22 protein-coding genes are annotated in these 21,355 nt (G+C 54.3%); 9 read left to right on the top strand and 13 right to left on the bottom strand.

Features of this window, described 5'->3' with window-relative positions; all coding sequences use genetic code 11:
- Positions 1 to 74 precede the first annotated feature (74 nt).
- Both FKP33_RS21830 and FKP33_RS21835 read left to right on the top strand, forming a co-directional pair.
- A complete protein-coding gene (locus FKP33_RS21830) occupies positions 75 to 671 on the top strand; it encodes a spore coat protein (protein ID WP_054798059.1) in 597 nt (198 codons plus the stop codon).
- A 107-nt stretch (positions 672 to 778) separates the two neighbouring features.
- Entirely contained in the window at positions 779 to 2,122 is a 1,344-nt protein-coding gene (locus tag FKP33_RS21835; RefSeq protein WP_141336359.1) for an amino acid permease, read from the top strand.
- On the opposite strand, the gene FKP33_RS21840 is transcribed toward FKP33_RS21835, so the two are convergent.
- The 3 genes from FKP33_RS21840 to FKP33_RS21850 all read right to left on the bottom strand — a co-directional run bounded on the left by FKP33_RS21840 (position 2,119) and on the right by FKP33_RS21850 (position 4,228).
- Positions 2,119 to 2,880, bottom strand: coding sequence for a YqcI/YcgG family protein (locus tag FKP33_RS21840; RefSeq protein WP_141336360.1), 762 nt, complete (start codon positions 2,878 to 2,880; stop codon positions 2,119 to 2,121). The genes FKP33_RS21835 and FKP33_RS21840 overlap by 4 nt on opposite strands.
- Before the next feature lie 72 nt (positions 2,881 to 2,952).
- Positions 2,953 to 3,579, bottom strand: a complete 627-nt coding sequence (locus tag FKP33_RS21845; protein ID WP_141336361.1) for a LysE family transporter — start codon at positions 3,577 to 3,579, stop codon at positions 2,953 to 2,955.
- 103 nt (positions 3,580 to 3,682) lie between these two features.
- The gene (locus tag FKP33_RS21850; protein WP_054798060.1) at positions 3,683 to 4,228 is read right to left on the bottom strand and encodes a PadR family transcriptional regulator; all 546 of its coding nucleotides are present in this window, start codon (positions 4,226 to 4,228) and stop codon (positions 3,683 to 3,685) included.
- Positions 4,229 to 4,442: 214 nt separating this feature from the next.
- Between FKP33_RS21850 and FKP33_RS21855 the strand changes: the two genes are divergently transcribed.
- The 3 genes from FKP33_RS21855 to FKP33_RS21865 all read left to right on the top strand — a co-directional run bounded on the left by FKP33_RS21855 (position 4,443) and on the right by FKP33_RS21865 (position 7,393).
- Positions 4,443 to 5,633 (top strand): alpha/beta hydrolase family protein, encoded by a 1,191-nt coding sequence (locus FKP33_RS21855; protein WP_141336362.1) that lies wholly within the window; start codon positions 4,443 to 4,445, stop codon positions 5,631 to 5,633.
- A 109-nt stretch (positions 5,634 to 5,742) separates the two neighbouring features.
- Positions 5,743 to 6,246, top strand: a complete 504-nt coding sequence (locus FKP33_RS21860) for a sigma-70 family RNA polymerase sigma factor (protein ID WP_054799836.1) — start codon at positions 5,743 to 5,745, stop codon at positions 6,244 to 6,246.
- The gene (locus FKP33_RS21865) at positions 6,239 to 7,393 is read left to right on the top strand and encodes an anti-sigma factor (protein ID WP_141336363.1); all 1,155 of its coding nucleotides are present in this window, start codon (positions 6,239 to 6,241) and stop codon (positions 7,391 to 7,393) included. The genes FKP33_RS21860 and FKP33_RS21865 overlap by 8 nt, the downstream gene beginning before the upstream one ends.
- A 96-nt stretch (positions 7,394 to 7,489) precedes the next feature.
- Here FKP33_RS21865 and FKP33_RS27825 read toward each other — a convergent pair whose 3' ends face one another.
- The 5 genes from FKP33_RS27825 to FKP33_RS27295 all read right to left on the bottom strand — a co-directional run bounded on the left by FKP33_RS27825 (position 7,490) and on the right by FKP33_RS27295 (position 11,822).
- The gene (locus FKP33_RS27825) at positions 7,490 to 7,606 is read right to left on the bottom strand and encodes a sporulation protein YjcZ (RefSeq protein ID WP_127609733.1); all 117 of its coding nucleotides are present in this window, start codon (positions 7,604 to 7,606) and stop codon (positions 7,490 to 7,492) included.
- A gap of 150 nt (positions 7,607 to 7,756) precedes the next feature.
- On the bottom strand, positions 7,757 to 8,743 hold the full coding sequence (locus FKP33_RS21875; RefSeq protein WP_127609731.1) for an ABC transporter permease: 987 nt from the start codon (positions 8,741 to 8,743) through the stop codon (positions 7,757 to 7,759).
- Between the two features lie 6 nt (positions 8,744 to 8,749).
- Positions 8,750 to 10,258: a sugar ABC transporter ATP-binding protein gene (locus FKP33_RS21880; protein ID WP_141336364.1), complete on the bottom strand. Its 1,509-nt coding sequence runs from the start codon at positions 10,256 to 10,258 to the stop codon at positions 8,750 to 8,752.
- Positions 10,259 to 10,334: 76 nt separating this feature from the next.
- A complete protein-coding gene (locus tag FKP33_RS21885) occupies positions 10,335 to 11,423 on the bottom strand; it encodes a sugar ABC transporter substrate-binding protein (RefSeq protein WP_127609727.1) in 1,089 nt (362 codons plus the stop codon).
- Positions 11,424 to 11,666: 243 nt separating this feature from the next.
- Positions 11,667 to 11,822 carry a hypothetical protein gene (locus FKP33_RS27295; protein ID WP_181410238.1) on the bottom strand — a complete coding sequence of 52 codons (156 nt, stop codon included), beginning with the start codon at positions 11,820 to 11,822 and terminating at the stop codon, positions 11,667 to 11,669.
- Between the two features lie 187 nt (positions 11,823 to 12,009).
- On the opposite strand from FKP33_RS27295, the gene FKP33_RS21890 reads away from it, so the two are divergent.
- Positions 12,010 to 12,918 carry an S-layer homology domain-containing protein gene (locus FKP33_RS21890; RefSeq protein WP_127609725.1) on the top strand — a complete coding sequence of 303 codons (909 nt, stop codon included), beginning with the start codon at positions 12,010 to 12,012 and terminating at the stop codon, positions 12,916 to 12,918.
- 178 nt (positions 12,919 to 13,096) lie between these two features.
- Here FKP33_RS21890 and FKP33_RS21895 read toward each other — a convergent pair whose 3' ends face one another.
- On the bottom strand, positions 13,097 to 13,585 hold the full coding sequence (locus FKP33_RS21895) for a hypothetical protein (RefSeq protein WP_141336365.1): 489 nt from the start codon (positions 13,583 to 13,585) through the stop codon (positions 13,097 to 13,099).
- Between the two features lie 214 nt (positions 13,586 to 13,799).
- Between FKP33_RS21895 and FKP33_RS21900 the strand changes: the two genes are divergently transcribed.
- The 3 genes from FKP33_RS21900 (at position 13,800) to FKP33_RS21910 (ending at position 16,598) form a co-directional block, all read left to right on the top strand.
- Positions 13,800 to 14,597, top strand: a complete 798-nt coding sequence (locus FKP33_RS21900; RefSeq protein ID WP_054800438.1) for an alpha/beta fold hydrolase — start codon at positions 13,800 to 13,802, stop codon at positions 14,595 to 14,597.
- Between the two features lie 216 nt (positions 14,598 to 14,813).
- Entirely contained in the window at positions 14,814 to 16,031 is a 1,218-nt protein-coding gene (locus tag FKP33_RS21905) for an FAD-dependent monooxygenase (protein WP_141336366.1), read from the top strand.
- 117 nt (positions 16,032 to 16,148) lie between these two features.
- Positions 16,149 to 16,598 (top strand): thiol-disulfide oxidoreductase DCC family protein, encoded by a 450-nt coding sequence (locus tag FKP33_RS21910; RefSeq protein ID WP_054798480.1) that lies wholly within the window; start codon positions 16,149 to 16,151, stop codon positions 16,596 to 16,598.
- Between the two features lie 91 nt (positions 16,599 to 16,689).
- On the opposite strand, the gene FKP33_RS21915 is transcribed toward FKP33_RS21910, so the two are convergent.
- From FKP33_RS21915 to FKP33_RS21930, 4 genes are all read right to left on the bottom strand, one after another.
- Complete coding sequence (locus tag FKP33_RS21915) at positions 16,690 to 17,646, bottom strand: alpha/beta hydrolase (RefSeq protein WP_141336367.1); 957 nt, start codon at positions 17,644 to 17,646, stop codon at positions 16,690 to 16,692.
- Between the two features lie 98 nt (positions 17,647 to 17,744).
- A complete protein-coding gene (locus FKP33_RS21920; protein WP_054798479.1) occupies positions 17,745 to 18,980 on the bottom strand; it encodes an ABC transporter permease in 1,236 nt (411 codons plus the stop codon).
- Positions 18,977 to 19,726 carry an ABC transporter ATP-binding protein gene (locus FKP33_RS21925; RefSeq protein WP_054798478.1) on the bottom strand — a complete coding sequence of 250 codons (750 nt, stop codon included), beginning with the start codon at positions 19,724 to 19,726 and terminating at the stop codon, positions 18,977 to 18,979. Before FKP33_RS21925 ends, FKP33_RS21920 begins: the two co-directional genes overlap by 4 nt.
- A 54-nt stretch (positions 19,727 to 19,780) precedes the next feature.
- Positions 19,781 to 21,028: an APC family permease gene (locus FKP33_RS21930; RefSeq protein WP_141336368.1), complete on the bottom strand. Its 1,248-nt coding sequence runs from the start codon at positions 21,026 to 21,028 to the stop codon at positions 19,781 to 19,783.
- Positions 21,029 to 21,355: the final 327 nt, after the last annotated feature.

A 21,355-nucleotide genomic window follows, 5' to 3' on the forward strand; every position in this document is an offset into this window, starting at 1 on the left:
CTGTTGCATAATTTGAATAAAAATGACCAACCGTAAAGGGGTATTCCACACATCCAAGGAGGTAATCAACCCGTATGCAAAACCCGTATTCACAACCAGGCGCAGCTCCGATGTCTTCCATGAATCATGGCGGCCATGAAATGTTTGATTCGCATGAAATTTTATCGAGCTTCATTAGTTTGCTGGACCAATATGTCATCTTTGAGCAGTTCATTCAAGACCAGGAGCTCAAGCGGATCCTGTATCATCAGCACCAATTCATTACCGACTTGTACAACATTACCGTAGAAGCCTTCGCCACAGGCAAGAAACCGTCACATCCCACACAGACTTATAACATGGATCAAAATAATCAAGTGATCTATGGCTTAGTGAAGACGGCGCCGAGAAAACCGATGATGTCGATCCGGGAAATCAGCGATCAAGGCATTTCCGCTTATATGCTGGGGCTTGTTAAATCTACGGCCTCCCTGCTTGCGATGGCCTCCCTGGAGATTACAAATCCGGTGCTTCGGCGTATGATGGCGGATAGCGTGCCTAATTTTATTGAAATGGGGTACGAGCTGTTTTTGTATCAAAATAAAAGACACTTTTATCAAGTTCCACAGCTGACTCAGCAGGATATGGCACAGTTGCAGCAAAGCTATGCCCCTTCGCCCTATCTCGTGTAACCTCATATCGTTGCTCCAGGCCAAAGAACCTTTCAAAGTAAGCTTTGAAGGGTTCTTTCGGTATTGGCGAGTCGCGGGTCATTAGAAACAGGCAGGGAGGCGGAATCATGAGAACACGGCAAGGACATCTCACATGGTGGCATTTATCTTTACTCGGAACAGGGTGCACGATCGGTACCGGATTTTTCCTGGGCTCCGGCATCGCCATACAAAAAAGCGGCTTTACCGTGCTGATTTTGTTTGTTCTTGCAGCTCTAGGCACCTCTTTTGTTTTTGCGACTTTGGCTAAAATGACGGCCGCCTATCCGGAGCAAGGCTCCTTTCGTACCTATGCCAAGCAAGCCTACGGGCGCTGGGCCGGATTTAGCAGCGGCTGGATTTACTGGTCATCCGAGATGCTTCTATCCGGAAGCTCTTTGACAGCGCTATCCCTATTTTCGCAGTTTTGGTTTCCTCAGATTCCGCTCTGGATCTTGACATCCGTCTATGCGGCGCTTGGCCTCACGGTGGTGATACGGGGAGCCGGAGGCTTTGAAAAAACAGAGGATGTGCTGGCCATTCTCAAACTTTCCGCCCTCGTCTTATTCATCTTCGTTGCCTTGTCCGTTTGGCTGGGAAGGTCCGGTATGAGTCATTCAGGGTCGAAGCTTCCTGCAAGTCTGGACGAATGGTTTTCTCCGGGTTTCAAGGGCATGTGGACGGGCCTCATTTATGTATTTTACGCTTTTGGAGGAATTGAAGTGATGGGACTGATGGCAGCGGGATTGCGTGAACCTCATCACGTGATGAAGTCCGGCAGGGTGATGCTTCTCATCGTGACCGTCCTCTATATGACGTCCATGGTTCTGCTGCTTGTTCTTGTTCCGCTCGAGCAGCTGCAGCAGCAGGAGAGTCCGTTTATTTCAGGCTTAAGAAGCTTAGGCTTCCATGTCCTGGTGCATGGGTTTAACGCGGTGCTCATCATCGCCGGATTTTCTACGATGGTTGCTTCTTTGTATGGGGTTACGCTTATGCTGGTCACGCTCGCAGAGGATGGGGATGCTCCCCAATGCTTCTCCGGCAGGAAGGGAAACCGGAGAATGCCCTATCCCGCCCTAGGTTTAACCGCAGCAGGATTGGCGGCATCCGTCCTTTTGGCGTTATGGACACCTAAGCATATCTTCGAGCATATCGCAACAGCATCAGGGCTGGTGCTCTTGTATACCTGGTGCTTTATATTGATCTCGGCTCCCAGAGTGGTGAAGCTTACGACCGGGGATAAAATAAAGTCCTTCAGCGCTCTCCTGCTTATCGGTGCGGCTGTCTCGGGGACGCTTGCTGAAGCATCGAGCAGACCGGGATTTTGGGTCAGCCTGCTAGTAGTCGTGATAATTGCCGTTGTCACACTGTTCATGAGGTTAAAGTGGAGAAAACAAGAAGCTAAGCGGAAGTACGGCATCGGGTCGGTTTAAGAAAGCAAATTATGAACCGCGCGCTTCATCCTTGTAAAAGGGCAGCGGGAGGGGATACGGTTATGATCGTGCAAAAAATATTGCTTCCACTCCAGATTGTCCTCCTGGCCGTACCACTTTAAGGAAGGATGCGCCGGGATTCCGTCGTATTGTTCCAAACGGCTCCTGATCGCTTTCTTCATGCTTTGGCCGAAATGCGTGGAATTGTTCATTTTCTCAAATACCCAGCGGGGCTGAAAAGCGAGCAGCAGGTAGGGAAAATGCCTGCTTTTGCGTATAGCATGGGCGGGCGTTGCACAAAAGGCGAAATAAGGATTTCCGTCAAAGCAAAATTCCCAGGAAGGGTGGGAGGGATCGGATGAAATGTCATCCGGCCATACCTGATCGTCGAGTCGGCTTACCCCGCTCAATAGAGCCCAGAACAGCTCTTCGTAAGCTTCAACCGGGCAACCGGTCCACCCGGCAGAGGAGGTATTGAAAAATACGACCAGAGAGGCATAGCGGCCGGTTTCTCTTGAGCATCGTCCGTATTGCTTAAGCAAAGCGGCAAGGTCCTGGGGAGCGGTTTGGGAGGCAGGGTCTTCGACAAAGCCGAATCGCAGATGATCGGATACAAACCCTTGTCTTCCGGGAATACAGGGGTAAGTATTCGAATCATCGTGAATCATCGCGGCGAATTGCCGAAAAGCGTCCTGCTGCCATGCCCTGAATTCAAACCGGTGCTTCTCCAGCCAGCTTCTCGTGTATAGCTCTGACATGTGAAATATCCTCCTTCATCGTGTACGTGATATGTGTATGATGAGGAGGGGAACCAGGTGAATGTCCCGTATTTACAAAAATAACGCCTTAAAGGCCTGATAGCCGAAATAGAAGCCAAAGCCGATCAGGGATATACCGGCCAGTCCGGAGACCCAAGGCAGGATCTTCCTGCTTCCAACCTTGTACAGGGTGCTTGCAATACCAGCCATAATCAAATCCCACAGCAAGATCCCGATAAATATGCCCAGACTATAGATCCATACTTTACCCACGCCGTAAGACTCCACGGTTTGGGCCAGGATGGATCCATAAATGCCGAGCCAAAATAAAATATTGAGCGGATTCGACAGCGCCATCAGAAAGCCCGAGATCAAAGACTTCGAAAGCGCTTCGTCCTTGGCCGCGTTCGCGGCGAGGCCCCCTCTGCTATGCAGCAAGCTCTCAATCCCCGTATACACAAGTACAAAGCAGCCAAAGCTCCACAAGAACGTCTTCATGAAAGGCGTCGTGAGCAAATGAGCGAGACCCAGGTAAACAACCAGCATGTACACGGCGTCCGCTGCCATAGCGCCAACCCCGACAAGCCATGCGTGAAGAAAACCGTATCTCGCTCCTTTGTCCAGCTGTGCGGCGTTAATCGGCCCGATTGGAGCCGATAAAGACAACCCTAAGAGGATATAAGAGATGAACATGCTCACGAACGCATACCCCCTGAAGCATACTTGTACAAGTGATTGTATTCCTGGGGAGAGACAAATAGAATACGGGTCGCTTCGAATTGCCCTCCCTGGCTGCTTGACTTTAAAGTTTGCTCATTAATTTATCGCACCATTCGATATATAGACGTTCATATTGAATACCGAATTCAACGACCGAGATGCTGGAGGCAATCGGATCATGGCTGCTGCCGGACGTTTCAAGCAATGGGGTGAGCTCCTTCACTTTGTCCAAATAGGCGGCTAACCTCTCTTCATGCTGCTTCTTCATTTCCGCAATTCGAACGGCCATTTGCCCGGGCTCTACGAGCCAGGAATTGTAAGCCTTGAGCAGAAAATCATCACGGACACTATGTTCAAGCTCCATAGGCTCTATCGTCCACTGTATTAATGCCTCTCGTCCGGCTTCGGTGATCTCATACAATTTCCGGGCGGGGCGATACGTATGCTGTTCGACCCCTTGAAGCTTTACCAAGCCCTCCCCTTCCATTTTAGACAATTCCGGATACACCTGATTGCTGCCCACTTTCCAAAAAGGCCCCAGTCGATTGTTCATGTGCTGCTTGATATCGTAACCGCTGAGAGGCTCGCGCGCCAATAAAGAAAGCAAGGCATAACGCATGGAACTCATGAAAACAACTCCTTTTTTAAATAAGTTAAATGTAATATAGGTTCTTTTTAATATATATTTATTTTTACAATTAATCAAACAGATTTTATATATGTTAAAAATGACTTATGTTTTTGTTGACTCATGAAATGTTATATGTTATTTTTGATTTAGGTTAAATTTAACATATAGTCATTCGGTCCATATGTTAAATAAATATGAGGAGGAATTTTCTATGCGTCTTATTTTCCAAGATCAAACATTTTCATTCGAGCTGCTGCGTACTTTGAGTTACGCCCCATACGGAGGAGCGGATATCGGCGAATGTCTGTCCACTGCGTATCGGATCAAAGAGGGCGATTTTGAAAGCTGGTATACGGAATGGTATCGAACAGCCGAACGCATTCATGCGCTGGCTGTCGACAGTTTAGAGCGGGGCAAACGGGTCAGTGCCCGCGAGTGCTATCTGCGAGCCCATAATTACTATCGGACCGCGGAATTTTTTCTGCATGGAAATCCGAAAGACCCGCGTATCTTGGAAACATGGGGGAAAAGCCGGAGTACGTTTCGCCAAGCTATTAAATTGATGGATACATCGGTGGAAGAAGTAGCGATTCCTTATGAAGGGACCTATTTGCCCGGCTATTATTACCGTGTGGACGATACACCGCGACCTGCCTTACTTATTCACGGAGGGTTTGACTCAACAGGCGAAGAACTTTATTTGGAAGTAGCGGCGGCTGCGCTGCAGCGTGGGTACAACTGCCTTACTTTCGAAGGTCCGGGACAAGGCGCTGTCATTCGTGAGCAGCATATCCCGTTTCGTTATGATTGGGAGAAGGTTGTCACACCTGTGGTCGATTACTTGCTGACTCGCCCCGACGTGGACCCCGACCGGATTGCGCTAATGGGCATCAGCCTCGGAGGATATTTAGCGCCTCGTGCTGCAGCCTATGAACATCGGCTGGCTGCTTGCATCGCTAACGACGGTTTGTTCTCCAATCAATTCGGAGAGATCGCCCGCAAGCTTCACCGGGGGAACGATGAGGACTTAAACAATCCGGCGTATGTGGAGAAGTTCCTTGAAGTATTGACCTCCCAATATACCGGTGTTCGTTGGGCCATTGAAAATGGCATGTTCACGTATCAGGCTGAATCCGTTCACGAACTCATCCGGAAAACAGAGCCTGTCACGCTGGAAGGCGTGGCGCATAAAATCAAGTGCCCGACGCTGGTATGCGAAGCCGAAGCCGATCATTTCTTCGCCGGCCAGCCGAAGATGCTCTATGACGCTCTTACCTGCCCCAAAACGTTCATGCTTTTCACCGCGGAAGATGGAGCTGAAGAACACTGTCATTTCGGTGCGCTGCTTTATTTTAATCAACGTGTCTTCGAGTGGTTGGATGAGACGCTGGATATCAAGTAACACCTAACCGCTCTCCCCAAATAGCTTCATTGGCTCTGACGCCGGTGAAGTTTTTTTATATATGTAACTTTTGTTCGGGCTGTACGTGTATACAGTGAGGGGGGAGGCAATGAATCGGGATTCCTTGGATACCATGTATCAAAAATATGTGAATGACGTTTATCGTTACTTGTTCTCCCTCTGCCGCGAACATCATACCGCCCAGGACCTGGTACAGGAAACCTTTTACCGCGCTTATTTGTACTTGGAAAACTGCAAGGATGACAGGGTAAAGCCATGGTTGTTCAGGGTGGCCTACAATGCGTTTATCGATGTCAAGCGCAAAGAAAAACACAGCTTCGCTCAAGATATCCGTTACTTCCAGCAGATGCCGGACCGGGAAACGCCGGAAGAACAGATGCTGCAGCGGGAACGAAGGCAGGAAATGGAGCAATGGATCTTGGATCTGCCCGAAAAACAGCAGCAAGCGATTTTACTGGTTGATTTCAACGGGTTGTCTTATCAAGAAGCGTCGGACATTATGGGAATCGGATTGCCGCACCTCAAAATCCTGTTATTTCGGGCTCGGCAAAAACTTCGGCGGCAGAACGAAAGGATGGATGCAAATGAGTGAAGAATTCAGAAGGAAGCTGCAGCTTTACGAGGAAGGCAAGCTGCCTGCGGAGGAACGGGAAGAGGTGGAACGGGAGATTGAAAAAATGGAGGCTTATCAGTCTTATATGGATGAGCTTATGGGAAAAGATCGGGAAGCAGAAGCCGAGACCGCAGATTCATTAAAAGAAGCCAGCATCATTCGAAAAGGAAAATGGAAAGCACGGATAAATACTTCGTTTACCGTTATAGGCATGGTATTCCTGGTCATGTTAATCTGTTCGATTTGCACCAATCTCTTTTACGCTGCGGGAGAGCCGAATCGGATGGAGCGTTATAAAGATATCGTTGCCTCAACGATTGCCGTGACCCGTCCGAATGTCGAGGTTGCGTTAAGCTCGAACAGTAATCTCTTTTTTACCATGGACTTACATGGAAAAATGAGAAGGCAGATTGGAGATGAAAGGGCGGTTGTCGGTGATTTCTCCTTCTCATTTGTATTCAACCGTCCGGGCATCGGACAGATGTCATGGTTGAATGACCATACAAATACGGCCGTCTTTCAGTTTCCCAATACGTTTCGTCAGGATAGCGGCCAGGAATGGAGCAAATTGGAGAAGCTGCCGGAGGGTACGGTGACGGAAGCGGCTCTCTCGTTTGACAGAATGTTTACGACGGACGAATTGCTTCAACAATTTAAAAACAAAAACATGACACCCGTCTGGTTCGCGGCGGATACGGGCCTTGAGAAAACGTCGGAAGAATCGATCGTTTGGAACCCGGTCGGTTTTCCCTATCGCCCGGTCTGGCACCATGACGATATCCGGATTACAAGCTACAAAGAACAGAAAAGCGGCTGGTTCGGGAAAATTGTCACCAAAGGAGGCAGCTACCCTGCGATTGACACATATGGCAGCGGAGAGCTGAGAAACGAAAATTTTATGAAGACGCTGCGATTGCTTCAAGATTACAGATCGATCACAAAAACATTAGCGCCTTCGTTACAAATCGATCAAGCGATCCAGTACCTGGAAACGAACGGTGTCAAGCTTTACGGAGCTGTAGTTACCGGACCGACCAAAGAAATATTAAAGCTCAAGCAGGAGCCATGGGTAGCCAGCATTCGCGTGGGTGAGGTCCGCTTATGGAATTGGCAGGACAGACCTTGAGATGGGTTCAATAAAGAGACGGCTGACCATAACGGGGTACAGTTCCCGTACGGTTGCCGTCTCTTATCTTGAATCAGGAGATGGTTACATCCCTATTTAGATAAACCATCTGGATACAATGACCAGAAGAATGAACAGAACAAGAATTACACCTGTGGTAGTCCCTAAACCGCCGAAACCTCCACAGCTTCCACCGAAACCAAGAGCACCCATCGTTCAAAACCCCTTTCATTTGGTTATTGTCCTACATGAACACTGTATGAACGTACCCGGTAATAAGTATGGACGAATGCCTGAGGTCGAAAAAAATAGTTAAACATACACCCCGTATCGCATCGATACGGGGTGTGAGCCGCAGCTATTTTACGTACGGCGGCGATTCAAGTGAATGAACGTAATCGCTAGCGCCATGACCAGCACGGCCCCTTTAATGATATCGAACGCATAATACGGCATGTTCAGCATCGTCAGACCGTTCAGCAGCACGCCGATCAGCACGGCGCCGAAGAACGTGCCGATGACGTTCGGCTTGCCCGCGCCAAGCACGGAGTAACCGACGAACACGGCCGCGACCGCTTCCATCAGGATCGGAGCGCCGGCGTCGATTTGCCCGGAGCCGACCCGGGCGGCGAACAAGATCCCGCCCACAGCGGCGAATATACCGGATAAGACGTAAGCGAACGTGCGCACCCGGTTGACGGAAATGCCGGACAGCCGGGCCGCTTCCCGGTTGCCGCCGGTGACGTACATTTGACGCCCCCAGCGCGTGTAGGTTAGGAAAATATGAACGAGGATAACGGCGATAATCATGATCAGGACGGGAACGGGCACGCCAAGCAGCTTGCCTTGTCCGATCCACAGGTAGGAAGGGTCGAATTTGCCCGGCGCCTTCGTGCCGTCCGTCATTTGCATATTGTTGTAGATGGAGAAGCCCTTGGTATACGTCTTGTGCACGCCCCCGATGATGTACATGACGGCAAGCGTCGCCAGCAGGTCGGGGATCCGCACCTTGACGATAAGCAGCGCATTCAGCAGGCCGACAACGATCCCGATCAGCAGCGGGACGATCAGCACGACGATCAGCGGCAGCTGGAACCAGACCATCAGCGTGGCTACGACGACGGTCGTCAAGGATACGGTGGCCCCGACCGACAAGTCGAACCCGTCGACGATCTGCGAGAAAGTTACGCCGATCGCCACGAACGTGACGATGGAGATAGACCGCAGAATGTCCGCCATATTGTCGTACGAGAGGAAGTTTTCGTTGACGAGCGAGAATGCGGCAATGACGATGGCAATAACGGCCAACGCGCCGTATTTATACGAATAATCGAGTAGTTTGTCTTTCACTTTCGGTTAAGCCTCCCCGCTGCTTGCGTAGTACAACACTTGTTCCTGTGTGGCCTCAGCCCGCGACAGCTCTTTGACGACGCGTCCGTAGCTCATGACCAGAATGCGGTCGGCGATCCCGAGAATTTCCGGGATTTCGCATGAGAAATACAGAATGCCCTTGCCTTCCTGAGCGAGCTTCCCGATCAATCGGAAAATGTCGCTCTTCGCACCGACATCGACGCCCTTCGTCGGTTCGTCGAACAAATAGACGTCGGCGTTGGTTGGCAGCCATTTGCCTACGGCGACCTTCTGCTGGTTGCCGCCGCTTAAATATTTAACCAGCTGGTTCTTGTTCGCAGGCTGAATGCCGAGCTCGGCGATGCGCGCTTCCGCGTTCGCCGCTTCCTTCCCGCGCTGCACGAAGCCGAGGCGGCTGAGCGCGCGGAGAATCGGCAGCGCCAGATTCGCCATCACCGGCAGCTCGACCAGCACGCCCTGCTTGCGGCGTTCCTCCGGGATCAGCGCCAGCCCGGAGCGGACCGCATCGGCCGGCTTCGCCAGCCGCAGCGGCTTGCCGCGCAGCAGTACCTCGCCGGCATCAAGCGGGTCCGCGCCGAACAGGACGCGCGACAGCTCGGTCTTGCCTGCGCCGACGAGACCAACCACGCCGACGATTTCGCCCTGCCGCACGGACAAGCTGATGTCGCGCACCTTCGTGCCCGACGTCAGCCCGCGCGCTTCCAGCAGCGTGTCGCCGATGGCGACCTGCGCTTTGGGGAACTCCTCGTCGAACTTCTTGCCGAGCATCTCCTCTACGACGGCAGCGGCGTTCGTATCGGCGGCCGCCTTCGTGGAGATGCGGCGTCCGTCGCGCATCACCGTCACGCGGTCACTGATGCGGAACACCTCGGCGAGCCTGTGGGAGATGAAGATGCAGCCGACGCCGTCCGCCTTCAACCGGTTCATGAGGCGGAAGAGCTGGTCGGCTTCTTCATTGCTGAGCGGTGCGGTAGGCTCGTCGAAAATAATGAACTTCGCCTGCTGGGCGAGCGCCCGTGCGATCAGCACGAGCTGCTTCTGGGCGATCGAGAGCTCGCCGGCTTGCCGCTTTACGTCGATCCCGGTCAAGCCAAGCTCGCTTAGCAGCCGCGCGGCATCTTGCTGCAAGGCGCTCCAATCGATCCAGCGGCGCCCGCCGGTGATCCGGTCCAGCATAATATTTTCGGCGACGGTCAGCTGAGGGACCAGTGCGGTATCGACTTCCTGATACACGCATTGAATGCCGAAGCGGATCGCGTCAAGCGGCTGCTCGATCGCAAGCGGTCTGCTGTCGATCGCAATGGTGCCTTCATCCGCACGATAGGCGCCGGAGAGCACCTTCATCAGCGTGCTTTTGCCTGCGCCGTTCGCGCCGAGCAGCGCATGAATTTCGCCGCCCCGCACCTCAAAATCGACCTTGTTCAGCGCCCGTACGCCGGGGAAAGACTTCGTAATGCCCAACATGTTCAACAGGCTGACGGAAGAACTTGCCATCGGATGTGCTCACGCTCCTTCAATGGAAAATCCCATCGGACCTTGAGCGGCCGATGGGATCGGAATATTCAAATGCTTACTTGTTCTCCGCCTGCTTCAGCCAATCGGTGTAGCCTTGCTGGCTGCCGCCCCAGCCTTTGACGTGCTTGCTGAGCTCGGTTGTGGAGATTTGCTCTTTCGGAAGCTGATCGCGGGACACGAATACCGGCTCCAGCACGACTTTCTCCGGCGTTTCGTCGCCGTGCAGCTTCTGGTACAAATAACGAACCTGGATGCGGCCGATATCTTTCGGATCGACGGCGGCGGAGGCGATCCAAGGATTTTGCGGGTCCTGGATCATTTGCAAGTCCTCGTCGCTCATGTCGATGCCGTACACTTTAATTTCCGTACGGCCGGCTTGCTGGATGGCGCGTGCGGCGCCTTTGGCGAACTCGTCCCAAGAAGCCCAGACGGCGGTGATGTCGCCCTTGTTCGGATATTTCCTCAGGATCGCTTCCATTTGCGCCTGCGTGTCAAGCGCGGTATTTTGCGTAGCGGCGCCGAAGGCAGCCACTTCTTTAATGTCCGGGTATTTAGCCTGGAAGGCTTGGTAAGCGACTTGGCGGCGTTCCATCGGCGCGAAGCCCGCAACCCAAATTTTGACAATGTTGCCTTTGCCGTTAATGTCCTTCGCGAGCTGTTCGAGCGTTTGCTCGGCCATCTTCGCGTCGCCTTGCTCGAGCACCGTTACGCCCGGCACTTTCAAGTCGGCGTCGAACGCAACGACCGGAATTTTTTTCTCCAGCGCTCTCTTCACGCCGGCTTCGAGCGCTTCCGCTGTCCCGTGGTCGATCAGAATGCCGTCGACCTTCTGATTAATCGCAGCGTCGAGGTTCGAGGACATTTTGGCGAGATCGCCGTCAGCCGGGTTGACGGTGACCGTACCGCCGAGCTTTTCAACCTGCTCTTTCACGCCTTCTATGTACTGGGCCGAGAACGTTCCTAAATTGATTTGCATAATGAGTGCAATTTTCTTGCCTGCCAGCGGGTTCGCTTGAGCGCTTCCCGATGCAGTGGCGTTATCCGCCGGTTTTGCCGCTTCCTGAGGTTTCGAGCCGCAGGCGATCATGGCGATCGACAGAACGAACACGAGCACGAACAGGGCGCTTTTTCTCCAAGTCAACATTCTGATTTCTCCCCTATCATTTGAATATTATATAATTCCAATGGAATTACTAGGTTATTACACCTTACCACGTTATTTGACGATCGGTCAATAGAACGCGATATTAGTGCTATTTCGCTATGTATCTACATAAAACGACAACGCCTCAACTATAATAGCATAGAAGTTTCATTCTGAACATAACGCAAAAAAAGCCTTCTCCCCGCATCCCGGCAAAAGGCTCTTCCTTATTCGTCTGATCTCTTATTGAAGCAGGAACGCGGTCGCCACCAACGCAACGGCCATGTAATACAGCAAATCCAGCCATTGTCTGTTAAGCTGCTGCGACAAGAGGAACACCATAAACACCGAGCGGATGATGATAATAAGCAGCGCGATTTGAATGAAAGCTTCCGGCACGCGATTCTCCCTCCTTGGGATCGATTCTATACCCTAAACATATGCGGCTGTCGGCCGGTCATGACAGTCGCAGGCAAGCGTTTGTTCGTCCAAATGGAAGAAAGGTTGCCGTGAAGCTGCAACCTTTTGCACCGGGGGTCCGTTCATATAGATAACTCCGGAGTATTCTGTAAAAGGTGGGATTTTAATGATAAAAAAGTGGATAACCGTATTATCGGCAACGACGCTGTTAACCGGGGCCTTGGCGGGGTCTGCGCTTGCTTTTAACGATGTGGATGCGGATCAGAAGGAACCGGTGATGGATCTGAAAGCTCGCGGGATCGTAAGCGGGGTAGACGATAAGCATTTCGTACCGAAGGGCAAAGCCAGCTATGCGCAAAGCGTGCATATGCTGGTGAAGGCGTTCGGTCTGAACATCGATCCTTTGAAGTTTGTGAAGAAGCCGGAAGCTACCGACTACTTCAAGAAGGTGCCGAACAACGCCTGGTATGCGGAGTCGTTCGTGATCGCGCACTTGAACGGCCTGCCGATACCGAGCGATATTGACCCAAGCGAATCGATTACGCGCGAGCAGTTTGCGGATTTGTTGATTCATGCGATCGACACGAAGGGCGCCTTCCCGGTTATTAAAATGTGGATTCAGTTCACGGATCAGGACGATATCGACCCGGCTTACAATAACAGCCTGCAGCGGATGGTGCTGCACGGGATCGTGAAGCTTGGCGAAGACCGCAAGTTTTTCCCGAAGCAGGAGCTGACCCGCGGTGAAGCGGCTGTTTGGCTGCACAAGGCAATCCGTTTCGTGGAAACGCATACGAAACCGCAGGCGCCTCAAGAAGAAGTGAGTGTATCCGTGGTGAAAGTGAACGACGACGTGAGTAAGGTCGTCCTGTCCCGCGGCCAGAAGCCGACGGCCGGTTATGGCATCCAGGTTACCGGCATCCGCTTTGAGGGTGACGACCGTGCAGTCGTCACCTACACGCTGACCGATCCGGAGCCGGACAGCCTGAACGCGGCTGTAATTACCGAGCCGAAAGCGGAAACGTACGTCCACAGCAAGTACAAAGTTGTGGCTGAACCGGCTGCCGCGAAGTAACCGGCCCGCTGCGGATCAAGTCCTTGCTGCAGTAGATGTCCCTGCCCAGGTACTGGAACCCGCGGATTTCGGCGTTGTCCATAGGAAATACAGCCGAAAGCCCCCGGTAAGGGGGCTCTTCGGCTTGGAAGGAGACTCGATCGGCGTTTGTGCCCGGGCAGGGACTTGTGGATACCGCTCAGGGAGCAGGGGTGCGCGCGCCTTCTTTCGCAGCGGCGTCGGCCGCGTTTGAGCGTAATCGGACATATAAGGCGCAGAACATTTGCACAGCAAGCAGCGTGACGACAAGCCCGGCCAAGGTAGCCAGTACGGCAATAGGTGTCGTCCAGAAATGCTGCGGCTGCGCAAAATAAGGGACCAGCGACACCGCTAAAATCGGCGGCGCGTTCAAATGAAACCTCTTAATCAGGAAGAAAGTTGTAAGGACGGTCAGCATAAATCCCATCAATCCAATCTGAGCGATATACAGCCCGGTGCCGATCATCGAGGCGGCGCCTGCGCCAACAGTCATTCTTACCAGGTCTTTAATTGCGAACGATCGACTTGCGAACAAGTAGCTGAAGGCTCCGAGCGTAGGATAGAACAACGATTTAAGGGAAGGAAAATGCAGCGAAAGCCAGTATACAAGCAGCAAGTACAGGCAAACGGCCAGCGATTTGATATCCATGTAGGGGAGTCCTGCCTTTATCATGAGACATGTTTGCGAACGAACAAAACCTGAATCTAATGTTACTACCGCAGCCTTCCGGGCGTCAATCCGGTTTTTTCATGCCGATACTTTGTTAGGAAGGAGGAGGGCGCAGACGGTTCAACCAGGAAACGATCGGGTAAAACGGGTATACTATCCTTAAGACTTTCAACGATAAAGGGAGGACCCGTATATGAAGACAAAGACGGCGGATATGGGCGGCTGGAATTTGGCCTACACCGATCAAGGAGAGGGCGTACCCGTTGTGCTGCTGCACGGCTTTTGCGGAAGCGGCGCTTACTGGGACGAGATCGTCCCGCTGCTCGAAAGCGGCTGCCGGGTCATCGTTCCCGACCTTCGCGGCCACGGGGCGTCCGGTTCCCCGAACGAATCGTACTCGATGGAGTCGATGGCCGGGGATATCGGCAAACTGATTGACGGGCTCGGACTGGGCGAGAACAAACCCGTCGTGCTGGGACATTCGCTCGGCGGCTATGTGACGCTGGCGCTGGCCGAGAAACAGGCGGACCGGCTGCGCGCGTTCGGCCTTGTGCATTCGACGGCCTACCCGGACGACGAGAAGGGCAGAGCCGGTCGCGAGAAGGCGAAGCAAACGATCCAGGAGCAAGGCTTGCCGGCGTTCCTGGACGGCCTGATCCCGAAGCTTTTCGCCCCGGCTCATTTGCAATCGATGCCGGAAGCCGTGCGTAAAGCGAGAGAGATCGGCCTCGGAACAAGCCCGGAAGGAGCGATGCGCACCCTCGAAGCGATGCGGGACAGGCCCGACCGCAACGCGGTGCTGTGGGAGACGAGGCTGCCGGTGCTGCTTGTCGCCGGAGCGTCGGATCAGGTCATTCCCGAGGAGCGCACGTTTTCCGTCAGCGGTGAGACGATATCGCAGCAGCGAATTGAAGCAGCGGGGCATATGAGCATGATGGAAACCCCGGGCATTTTGGCGCAAATCATAAAGAATTTCATAAGCGGACTATAAAGTAAGCAAGCATTGGAAGCGGAGCGGGCCTGAAGGGGGCTCGCTCTTTTTTATCGCAGACGAGAGGCAGGTAGACACGGGAGATCAAGTGCCTGTTTTTCGCGGCAGGGTGCAATCGTCGTTAACGATCCAAACGAGGGAGGAGTAAACTGAAATTATCAAAAAAAGTGAGTGATCACTCATTATTATTGCGATCTGAAAGCGGAGGCGATACGGATGACGCATCGGATGATCGAAACAGATGTTTGTGTAGCCGGGGGAGGGCCGGCCGGCCTGTTTGTCGGTCTGCTGCTCGCCAAAGCCGGCGTTCGGGTAACGGTTCTCGAGAGCCACGATAACTTTGACCGCGAATACCGGGGTGAAGTGCTGCAGCCTCGTTTTTTGCAGCTGCTCCAACAGCTGAATCTGCGCGACTACATCGAATCGTTCCCGGGGGCGAAGGTACGCCAAGGCACGTTATTTTATAAGAACAAAAGAATGGGCTCCTTCAGCTTCGAGGACGTCTCCGGCGCCTTTCCTTACGCGTTGTGGATGCCCCAGCCGGTATTGCTGCAAGCCTTGTACGATAAGGCGCGGACGTTCCCGTCTTTCGAGATGCTGTTTCACGCTCCGGTGAAACAGCTGCTTCATGAAGGCGACCGGATCGCCGGCGTTGTGGCGGAAACCGCCGACGGGCCGCTGGAAGTGCGGGCGCGGTTGACCGTCGGCGCGGACGGGCGCTTCTCCGCCGTGCGCAAGCTGGGCGGTTTCGAGATCGAGTACGAGCATTACGCAGGGGATCTCGTATGGTTCACGGTGCCGAAACCGGCCGATTGGGGCGAAGAGCTGCGCATGCTGATTACCGACGGTCACGGTTATATCGTCCTGCCTAAATACCCGAACCTGCTGCAGGTCGGCATCGCCGTTCCTGCCGCGGAATGGAAAGAAATAAAAGCTCACGGCATCGAACCGCTGCGCCAGGAGCTGCTCGCCGCCCACCCGGCTTTCCGCGATTTCGCCGAGTCGCTCACCGACTTTAAGCCTTTCGTGCTGCTGCAAGCCAAAGATTTCTATGTGCGCGAATGGGCGAAGAACGGCTGTCTGCTCGTTGGCGACGCCGCTCACTGCGCTTCTCCCGCCGGTGCGGTAGGGGTGTCGCTGTCTGTGACCACGGCCGTCGTTGCCGCCGACGTCATCTACGATGCGCTGCGGGACAGGGATTGTTCCGCCGGGCGGCTTGCTGCGGTTCAGAAGTGCCGCGATCGCGAAATTCGCTCCATCCACAGCATGCAGGACCGCGCCGCCAAGCTGATGTTCAGCTCGTCGCCATTCATTCGCACATGGGCGCCGATGTTTATTTCTTTTGCGGCCAAGACGAAACTGATCCGCTTCGTGCAGCGGCGTCTGCTCGTGCTGCCGGAGCCGCTGGCGATTCACGAACGGTTTATGTTCTAACGTCAGGACGTCCGTCGGTGTATGGCGGTTACGTGAACGGGCTATCCCGTGGTGTATGTGGTGTATAATGAAGCTGGAGCAGATTTTCGGTTGCGTCCCGAGGGAAGGAGAGTAAGTATGGAGTCGGAGCAGAAGATGTTGGATGAGAAGATCCGTTCGATCGCCGCGGAGCATCCGATTGTTTGTTACGACGGCGTGTGCGGCTTTTGCCAGCGGGTCGTGCAATTTATTTTGCCCCGTGACCGCGCCGGCCGGTTTCGGTTTACGGCGATTCAATCGGACGTCGGCCAAGCGCTGCTGTCGCACTACGGTCTTGATCCGCAGGCGCTCGATACGTTCGTTCTCATCGATAATCATCGAGCTTACACCCGTTCTACGGCAGGCCTGCGCGTCTTGCGCGGACTCGGAGGCGGATGGGGACTGCTGTACGCGTTCATCGCCGTACCGAAGCCGCTGCGCAATGCAATGTACGGCTGGATCGCCCGCAACCGGTACCGATGGTTCGGCAGGACTGACGCTTGCCTGATCCCGGGACGGGACGTACGCGAGCGGTTTCTCGATACGTGACAGCGGATATCGATTCGATTCCTGCTGCAGGCGCAAAAAAACGTCCGGCTTTAGAAAAGCCGAGACGTTTTTTTGGCGTCATGGAGCAGCCTTACAGCTGCTCAAAAAAGGCGCTTACCCGGTCCGCGTATTCCTGCTTCTGCGGCGGGTAGTTTCGGGCATGGCCTTCGGCAGCCGTCGTCCACAGCTCGAACCGGTCCTTGTGCTTCTCCCACAAGGACTCGCTGTTGCGCAGCGGGATGGAAGGGTCGTTCGCGCTGTGTATGAATAAGATCGGTCGCGGATAGATCGCGTCAACCGCTCTCAGCCCGTCTACCTCATCCGGCTCGATGCCGAGCATCGGGGGCAGCATGTTCATGATCAGCGGCGTAAAAGGAAAGTCCGGCAAATGCGACCACACCGACAAATTATCATTCAAGTAGCTGCTTAGCCGGTTGAACGGGCTGTCGGCCACGATCCCTGCCACCGCTGGCTCCTCGGCGGCGGCTGTCAGCGCGGTACTGGCTCCCATGGAGAAGCCGAGCACGCCGATTTTGCCGGGACGCTGCGCTTTGATCCAGTCGATCGCGCCGAGCAGGTCGTACTTTTCATAGTACCCGACGCTCGTCATCGTTCCTTCCGATTCGCCGGAATTGCGGAAGTCGAACATGAGCACGCCGAAACCGCGATCGGTTAAGTCTTTGGCCAGCGATAACGCTTCGGCGTTTTTTTGTTCCCGGTTGTTTTTATAACCGTGCGCCATAATGATTTGCGCCTTGCCGTAAGTCGCGCTCTCGACGGTTTGCGCGGGAGGCATATACCAGCCTTTTAACAACAGGTCGCCTTGACGGCTCTGGAACTGCACATCCTCGTAGGCCATGCCGAGCCGTTTGGGCGAATCTTCAAGCGGCTTCGGGTCGGGGTGCGACAGCTGCCAGCCGACAAATCCGGAAATACCGATACATGCCGCTGCCAGTAGAAGAATAAGTGCAAAGATGACGCGAAGCCGGATCCGCCGTCGGCCTAAACGCCGTCTGGGCGCTCTTGTAATCGCGGGAGTAGGTTTCATGCGCTTCCTTTCCATTCCTTTCCTGAGTAACGTATCGTAAATGAGAAACAAGATTTCTTCATTATACGACAAATGAGGAGGCGCGGGAATGGGACCGGTTACTTAGAGAAGATGCTGTTTTTTGGCAGGGTCGTCCATATATAAGATAAACCGAGCCCCAGGGCAAGCAGGAGCAACGCTTGATACGGGGCGGCCATCGCCCAGAGCAGCGGAACGGTAAGCAGCGCAACCGTCACGGCATGAATGCGGCGAATGACCGTTTGAGCCGATTGTGCGCGCAGCGCGGGCGGAAGCGGATAGATGAACGACCATTCCGAGTGGCGGTACGCCTTGGCGAGTTCCTTTAATTGAAGGGCCGTTAGCGTTGTAAAAAGAAGAAACACGATCGCCGGAGCCGCGACGCCCTTTGTGAACGGAATAATAAGACCGCCGAGCACTGTCAGCCGGAGAGTCATGCCGAACCCCTCCGACCGCAGCCAGACGTATACATATAGAAACCGATACGTATGCGATGCATCGAAGCGAAGGCCTGCTAGCCCGCGGATCAGCTTGCGCGGCGCGTGCACCGGTCGGGGACGCCCATGCAGCTCGGCTACATCCACGAATTGATTCAGCAGCCGCAGAATAAGGCTCCGGTGCCGGCGCTCTGCTTCGACTAGCTGCAGCCAATGGAGCTTCTTTTCGTCCAGCAGATGGATCAAGCCGAAATAAATGAGTAAAGTCGCGGCTACGAGCAGCGAACCGGCCGGAGGGCTCAGCGTAAGCAGCATATAGAGGCAGCCTCCCGCCAGCAGCCATCGCAGCATCGCGAGCAGCGCTCTCTTCGAGCGTATTGTCAGCTTGAGCTCGGTCCAATGGCCTTGCAGCAGCACACGCTTGAGAACAAGCAGCACCAGCAGGGCGTGAATGAAGCCGGGCTTATCGCCATCCGCGAAGGCGAAAGCCGGCCAGACAGCCAGCCACGCGGCGAGCAGCCCGAAAGCTTGGACCGCGAAGGAGGCGTTCACCGCCCTTGTCATGTAATGGCGGGCGATTTCGGTCTCGAGCGGCAGCCAGAATACGGTATCGGCTTCGCGGATGTAGGTGCGGATCGGACTCCATGCGGCGAACGGGAGCAGCACCAGCGCAGCTATCTCCCGAAAAGGAAACCCCGGAGGCGCCTGCGTGAGCAGCTTACCGTAGAAGAAGCTGCCGGCGAGCACCAGCAGAAGGACGAATAAGGAGACGCTTTGCAGCGCATATCCGACATAGGGCCGGATTTCAAGCCGGAAATCTTTCGTTCGCTTGCTCCACGTCTCCCGCGCGTCAAACGTCAGTCGTTCCGGCTTCTTCATAGGCTGTTCACGTCCTGCGTTACCAAGCTGCAGAAGACGTCGTCCAGCGAAGCGCCGGGCATGCGGGCTTGTGCACGCAGCGCCTCCAAATCGCCGGCGGCCGTCAATCGGCCTTGGTGCAGCAGCACGTAACGGTCGCCGTACCGTTCGATTGTCGATAAAATATGAGAGCTGATCAGAATGGACGCTCCGCTTTCTTTGACCCGAACCATCAGCTCCAGCAGCGAGCGGATGCCTAGCGGATCGAGACCGAGGAACGGTTCGTCGATGATGTACAAGTCCGGCTTGACCAAGAAGGCGCTCATGATCATCACCTTTTGCTTCATGCCTTTGGACAGATGGCCGGCCAGCCGGTTGCGGAACGGTGCCATCTGAAACTCCTCGAGCAGCCGTTCGGATCGCTCTTCATAGGTTGCGCTGTCTAAACCGTAGGCCATCGCAGCCATCTCGAGGTGTTCCCTCACCGTTAATTCTTCATATAACAAGGGCGATTCGGGGACGTAAGCGTATGTTCTCCGGTAAGCGGCCGGATCTTCCTCCAACCGGCGTCCCGCAAGCCGAACCGCGCCCGAATGCGGCTCCATTAAGCCTAATATATGCTTGATCGTCGTGCTTTTCCCCGCCCCGTTCAAGCCGATCAAGCCGACCATTTCCCCGGGACGAACGGAGAAGCTGATGTCGTGCAGCACCGGCTTCTGCCGGCTGTAGCCGCCGATCAGATGCTCCACTTCCAATAAAGGTTCCATCTCGTATTCACCTCTGAGCCTTATTGTACCTTGTTTGCCAGGGAAAAGAAAAAGCTACCGTCCGCGCCCATGGCCGCCGAACTTCAAATAAAGAAGACATGCTCCCGCGGTAATGAGCGGAACCGCCAGGTAGGCGCCGGAGAACGGAGCGATGCTCACGCATAGCGCCGTTGCGAGAAGCGCCGACCAGCGCCCCTTACGGTCGCGCCAGAGCAGCTTCAGGCAGGCCGCGGAAGCCAAGACATACACGAGAATGCCGAGCGTGGTCGGGATAAGAATCAGACGATCGGCGGCAAAGTCCGTGACATAACTGCCGCCCAGGACGAACGTATTGGTTGCAAAAAGAAACAAGGTCGAGCGGTAAGGCGTTCCGTTTCGGCTCGTACCGGCGAACCAGCGCGGCAGTTTCCCGTCTGTCGCCAGCGAGAGTCCGAGCCGTGCGGAGCTGGCCAAGTATACGTTCAAGGTGCCTAAGCATACGATACACGCGACGACGGCTGTCGTTAACCCGGCATTGACGCCGAGCACGCGGTTCATTAGCGCGGCGAGCGGAGCGGCATCTGACGGTTCCCCATAGGTATGCGTGCCGACCGTTACGACGGACAACAGCGTATAGGTGATCCCGACGACTACGACGCTAATCCATGTGCTCCGCATGACGTCGGGGTGAGGCCTTTTGAATTCGGGCACGAGATGCGTGATGCTTTCCCAGCCGAAGAATGCCCGGAAAATGAGCACGCACGCCTGGCCGATGCCTTGCAGTCCATGCGGTGCGAAAGGCCGGTAATTCGTTAAGGACGTTACGGGTAAACTAAAACCGATCGTCAGCAGCAGCAGGACGAGCACCGCGCCGCTTAACAGGAGCGATAGCCAACCGCTCACCCGCATGCCCAGCAGGTTGGCAATTAAAGCCGCGATGAGAAATACGAAAGCGAGCACGTACACCGCTTCCGAGGACCAGTCGAAAGCGGCCGTAATATAGGAGGCTCCGGTCAGTCCGACGACGGCTTGGCCGCCGGCGACCCAGGTGAAGAAAAACCACCCGACGATCGCTCCCCACGTATCGCCGAAAGCTTGCCCAACGATCGTCGAGATGCCGCCGTAGTTTTCATAGGTAAGGGCCAGTATTGCGAACGTATAGGCAACCGGTATGCTTAACAGCGAGAGGAGCAGCCACGAGATGATGGAGGCGGGCCCGGCCACATTGGCGGTATAGCCCGGCAAGATCAGTATGCCGGAGCCAAGCACGGCTCCCATATATAAGGCGACGCCTTGCGGCATCGTGACGGTGCGCTGCTTCATGGGCTGTTGAACTCCTTTTTATAAACGTAGGTTATGGAAAACTTTACACGGTTGCGCACCCCGATGCAATCGTGCTATATTATTAATCCGGCCAATCGAGAGCCGGCGCTCATCAAAAAAAGTTATTAAAAAAACTTGCAAGAGCGTGTCGAATGTGGTAAATTAATTCTCGCTGTCGTAAGTGATGCGGCAAACAGGCGTTCTGAACTTTGAGGATTTGTCCCTTGGCATGGAACGAAAAATAAAGCTTGCAAAACAGATAGCAAATGTGGTAAATTGATTCTCGCTGTCACGTCAGGTCGGAAACGACGGACGAACGTCAGCATG

The sequence above is a fragment of the Paenibacillus sp. tmac-D7 genome (genome assembly GCF_006519665.1).
In the GTDB taxonomy this organism is placed as follows: domain Bacteria; phylum Bacillota; class Bacilli; order Paenibacillales; family NBRC-103111; genus Paenibacillus_G; species Paenibacillus_G validus.

Coding starts and splice junctions, on each gene's coding strand:
- FKP33_RS21835 (WP_141336359.1), top strand. CDS start 779: ATGAGAACACGGCAAGGACATCTCACATGGTGGCATTTATCTTTACTC.
- FKP33_RS21925 (WP_054798478.1), bottom strand. CDS start 19,726: ATGGAACCTTTATTGGAAGTGGAGCATCTGATCGGCGGCTACAGCCGG.
- FKP33_RS21840 (WP_141336360.1), bottom strand. CDS start 2,880: ATGTCAGAGCTATACACGAGAAGCTGGCTGGAGAAGCACCGGTTTGAA.
- FKP33_RS21850 (WP_054798060.1), bottom strand. CDS start 4,228: ATGAGTTCCATGCGTTATGCCTTGCTTTCTTTATTGGCGCGCGAGCCT.
- FKP33_RS21905 (WP_141336366.1), top strand. CDS start 14,814: ATGACGCATCGGATGATCGAAACAGATGTTTGTGTAGCCGGGGGAGGG.
- FKP33_RS21910 (WP_054798480.1), top strand. CDS start 16,149: ATGGAGTCGGAGCAGAAGATGTTGGATGAGAAGATCCGTTCGATCGCC.
- FKP33_RS21900 (WP_054800438.1), top strand. CDS start 13,800: ATGAAGACAAAGACGGCGGATATGGGCGGCTGGAATTTGGCCTACACC.
- FKP33_RS27825 (WP_127609733.1), bottom strand. CDS start 7,606: ATGGGTGCTCTTGGTTTCGGTGGAAGCTGTGGAGGTTTCGGCGGTTTA.
- FKP33_RS21920 (WP_054798479.1), bottom strand. CDS start 18,980: ATGAAGAAGCCGGAACGACTGACGTTTGACGCGCGGGAGACGTGGAGC.
- FKP33_RS21865 (WP_141336363.1), top strand. CDS start 6,239: ATGAGTGAAGAATTCAGAAGGAAGCTGCAGCTTTACGAGGAAGGCAAG.
- FKP33_RS21930 (WP_141336368.1), bottom strand. CDS start 21,028: ATGAAGCAGCGCACCGTCACGATGCCGCAAGGCGTCGCCTTATATATG.
- FKP33_RS21885 (WP_127609727.1), bottom strand. CDS start 11,423: ATGTTGACTTGGAGAAAAAGCGCCCTGTTCGTGCTCGTGTTCGTTCTG.
- FKP33_RS21895 (WP_141336365.1), bottom strand. CDS start 13,585: ATGGATATCAAATCGCTGGCCGTTTGCCTGTACTTGCTGCTTGTATAC.
- FKP33_RS21860 (WP_054799836.1), top strand. CDS start 5,743: ATGAATCGGGATTCCTTGGATACCATGTATCAAAAATATGTGAATGAC.
- FKP33_RS21880 (WP_141336364.1), bottom strand. CDS start 10,258: ATGGCAAGTTCTTCCGTCAGCCTGTTGAACATGTTGGGCATTACGAAG.
- FKP33_RS21830 (WP_054798059.1), top strand. CDS start 75: ATGCAAAACCCGTATTCACAACCAGGCGCAGCTCCGATGTCTTCCATG.
- FKP33_RS21890 (WP_127609725.1), top strand. CDS start 12,010: ATGATAAAAAAGTGGATAACCGTATTATCGGCAACGACGCTGTTAACC.
- FKP33_RS21915 (WP_141336367.1), bottom strand. CDS start 17,646: ATGAAACCTACTCCCGCGATTACAAGAGCGCCCAGACGGCGTTTAGGC.
- FKP33_RS21855 (WP_141336362.1), top strand. CDS start 4,443: ATGCGTCTTATTTTCCAAGATCAAACATTTTCATTCGAGCTGCTGCGT.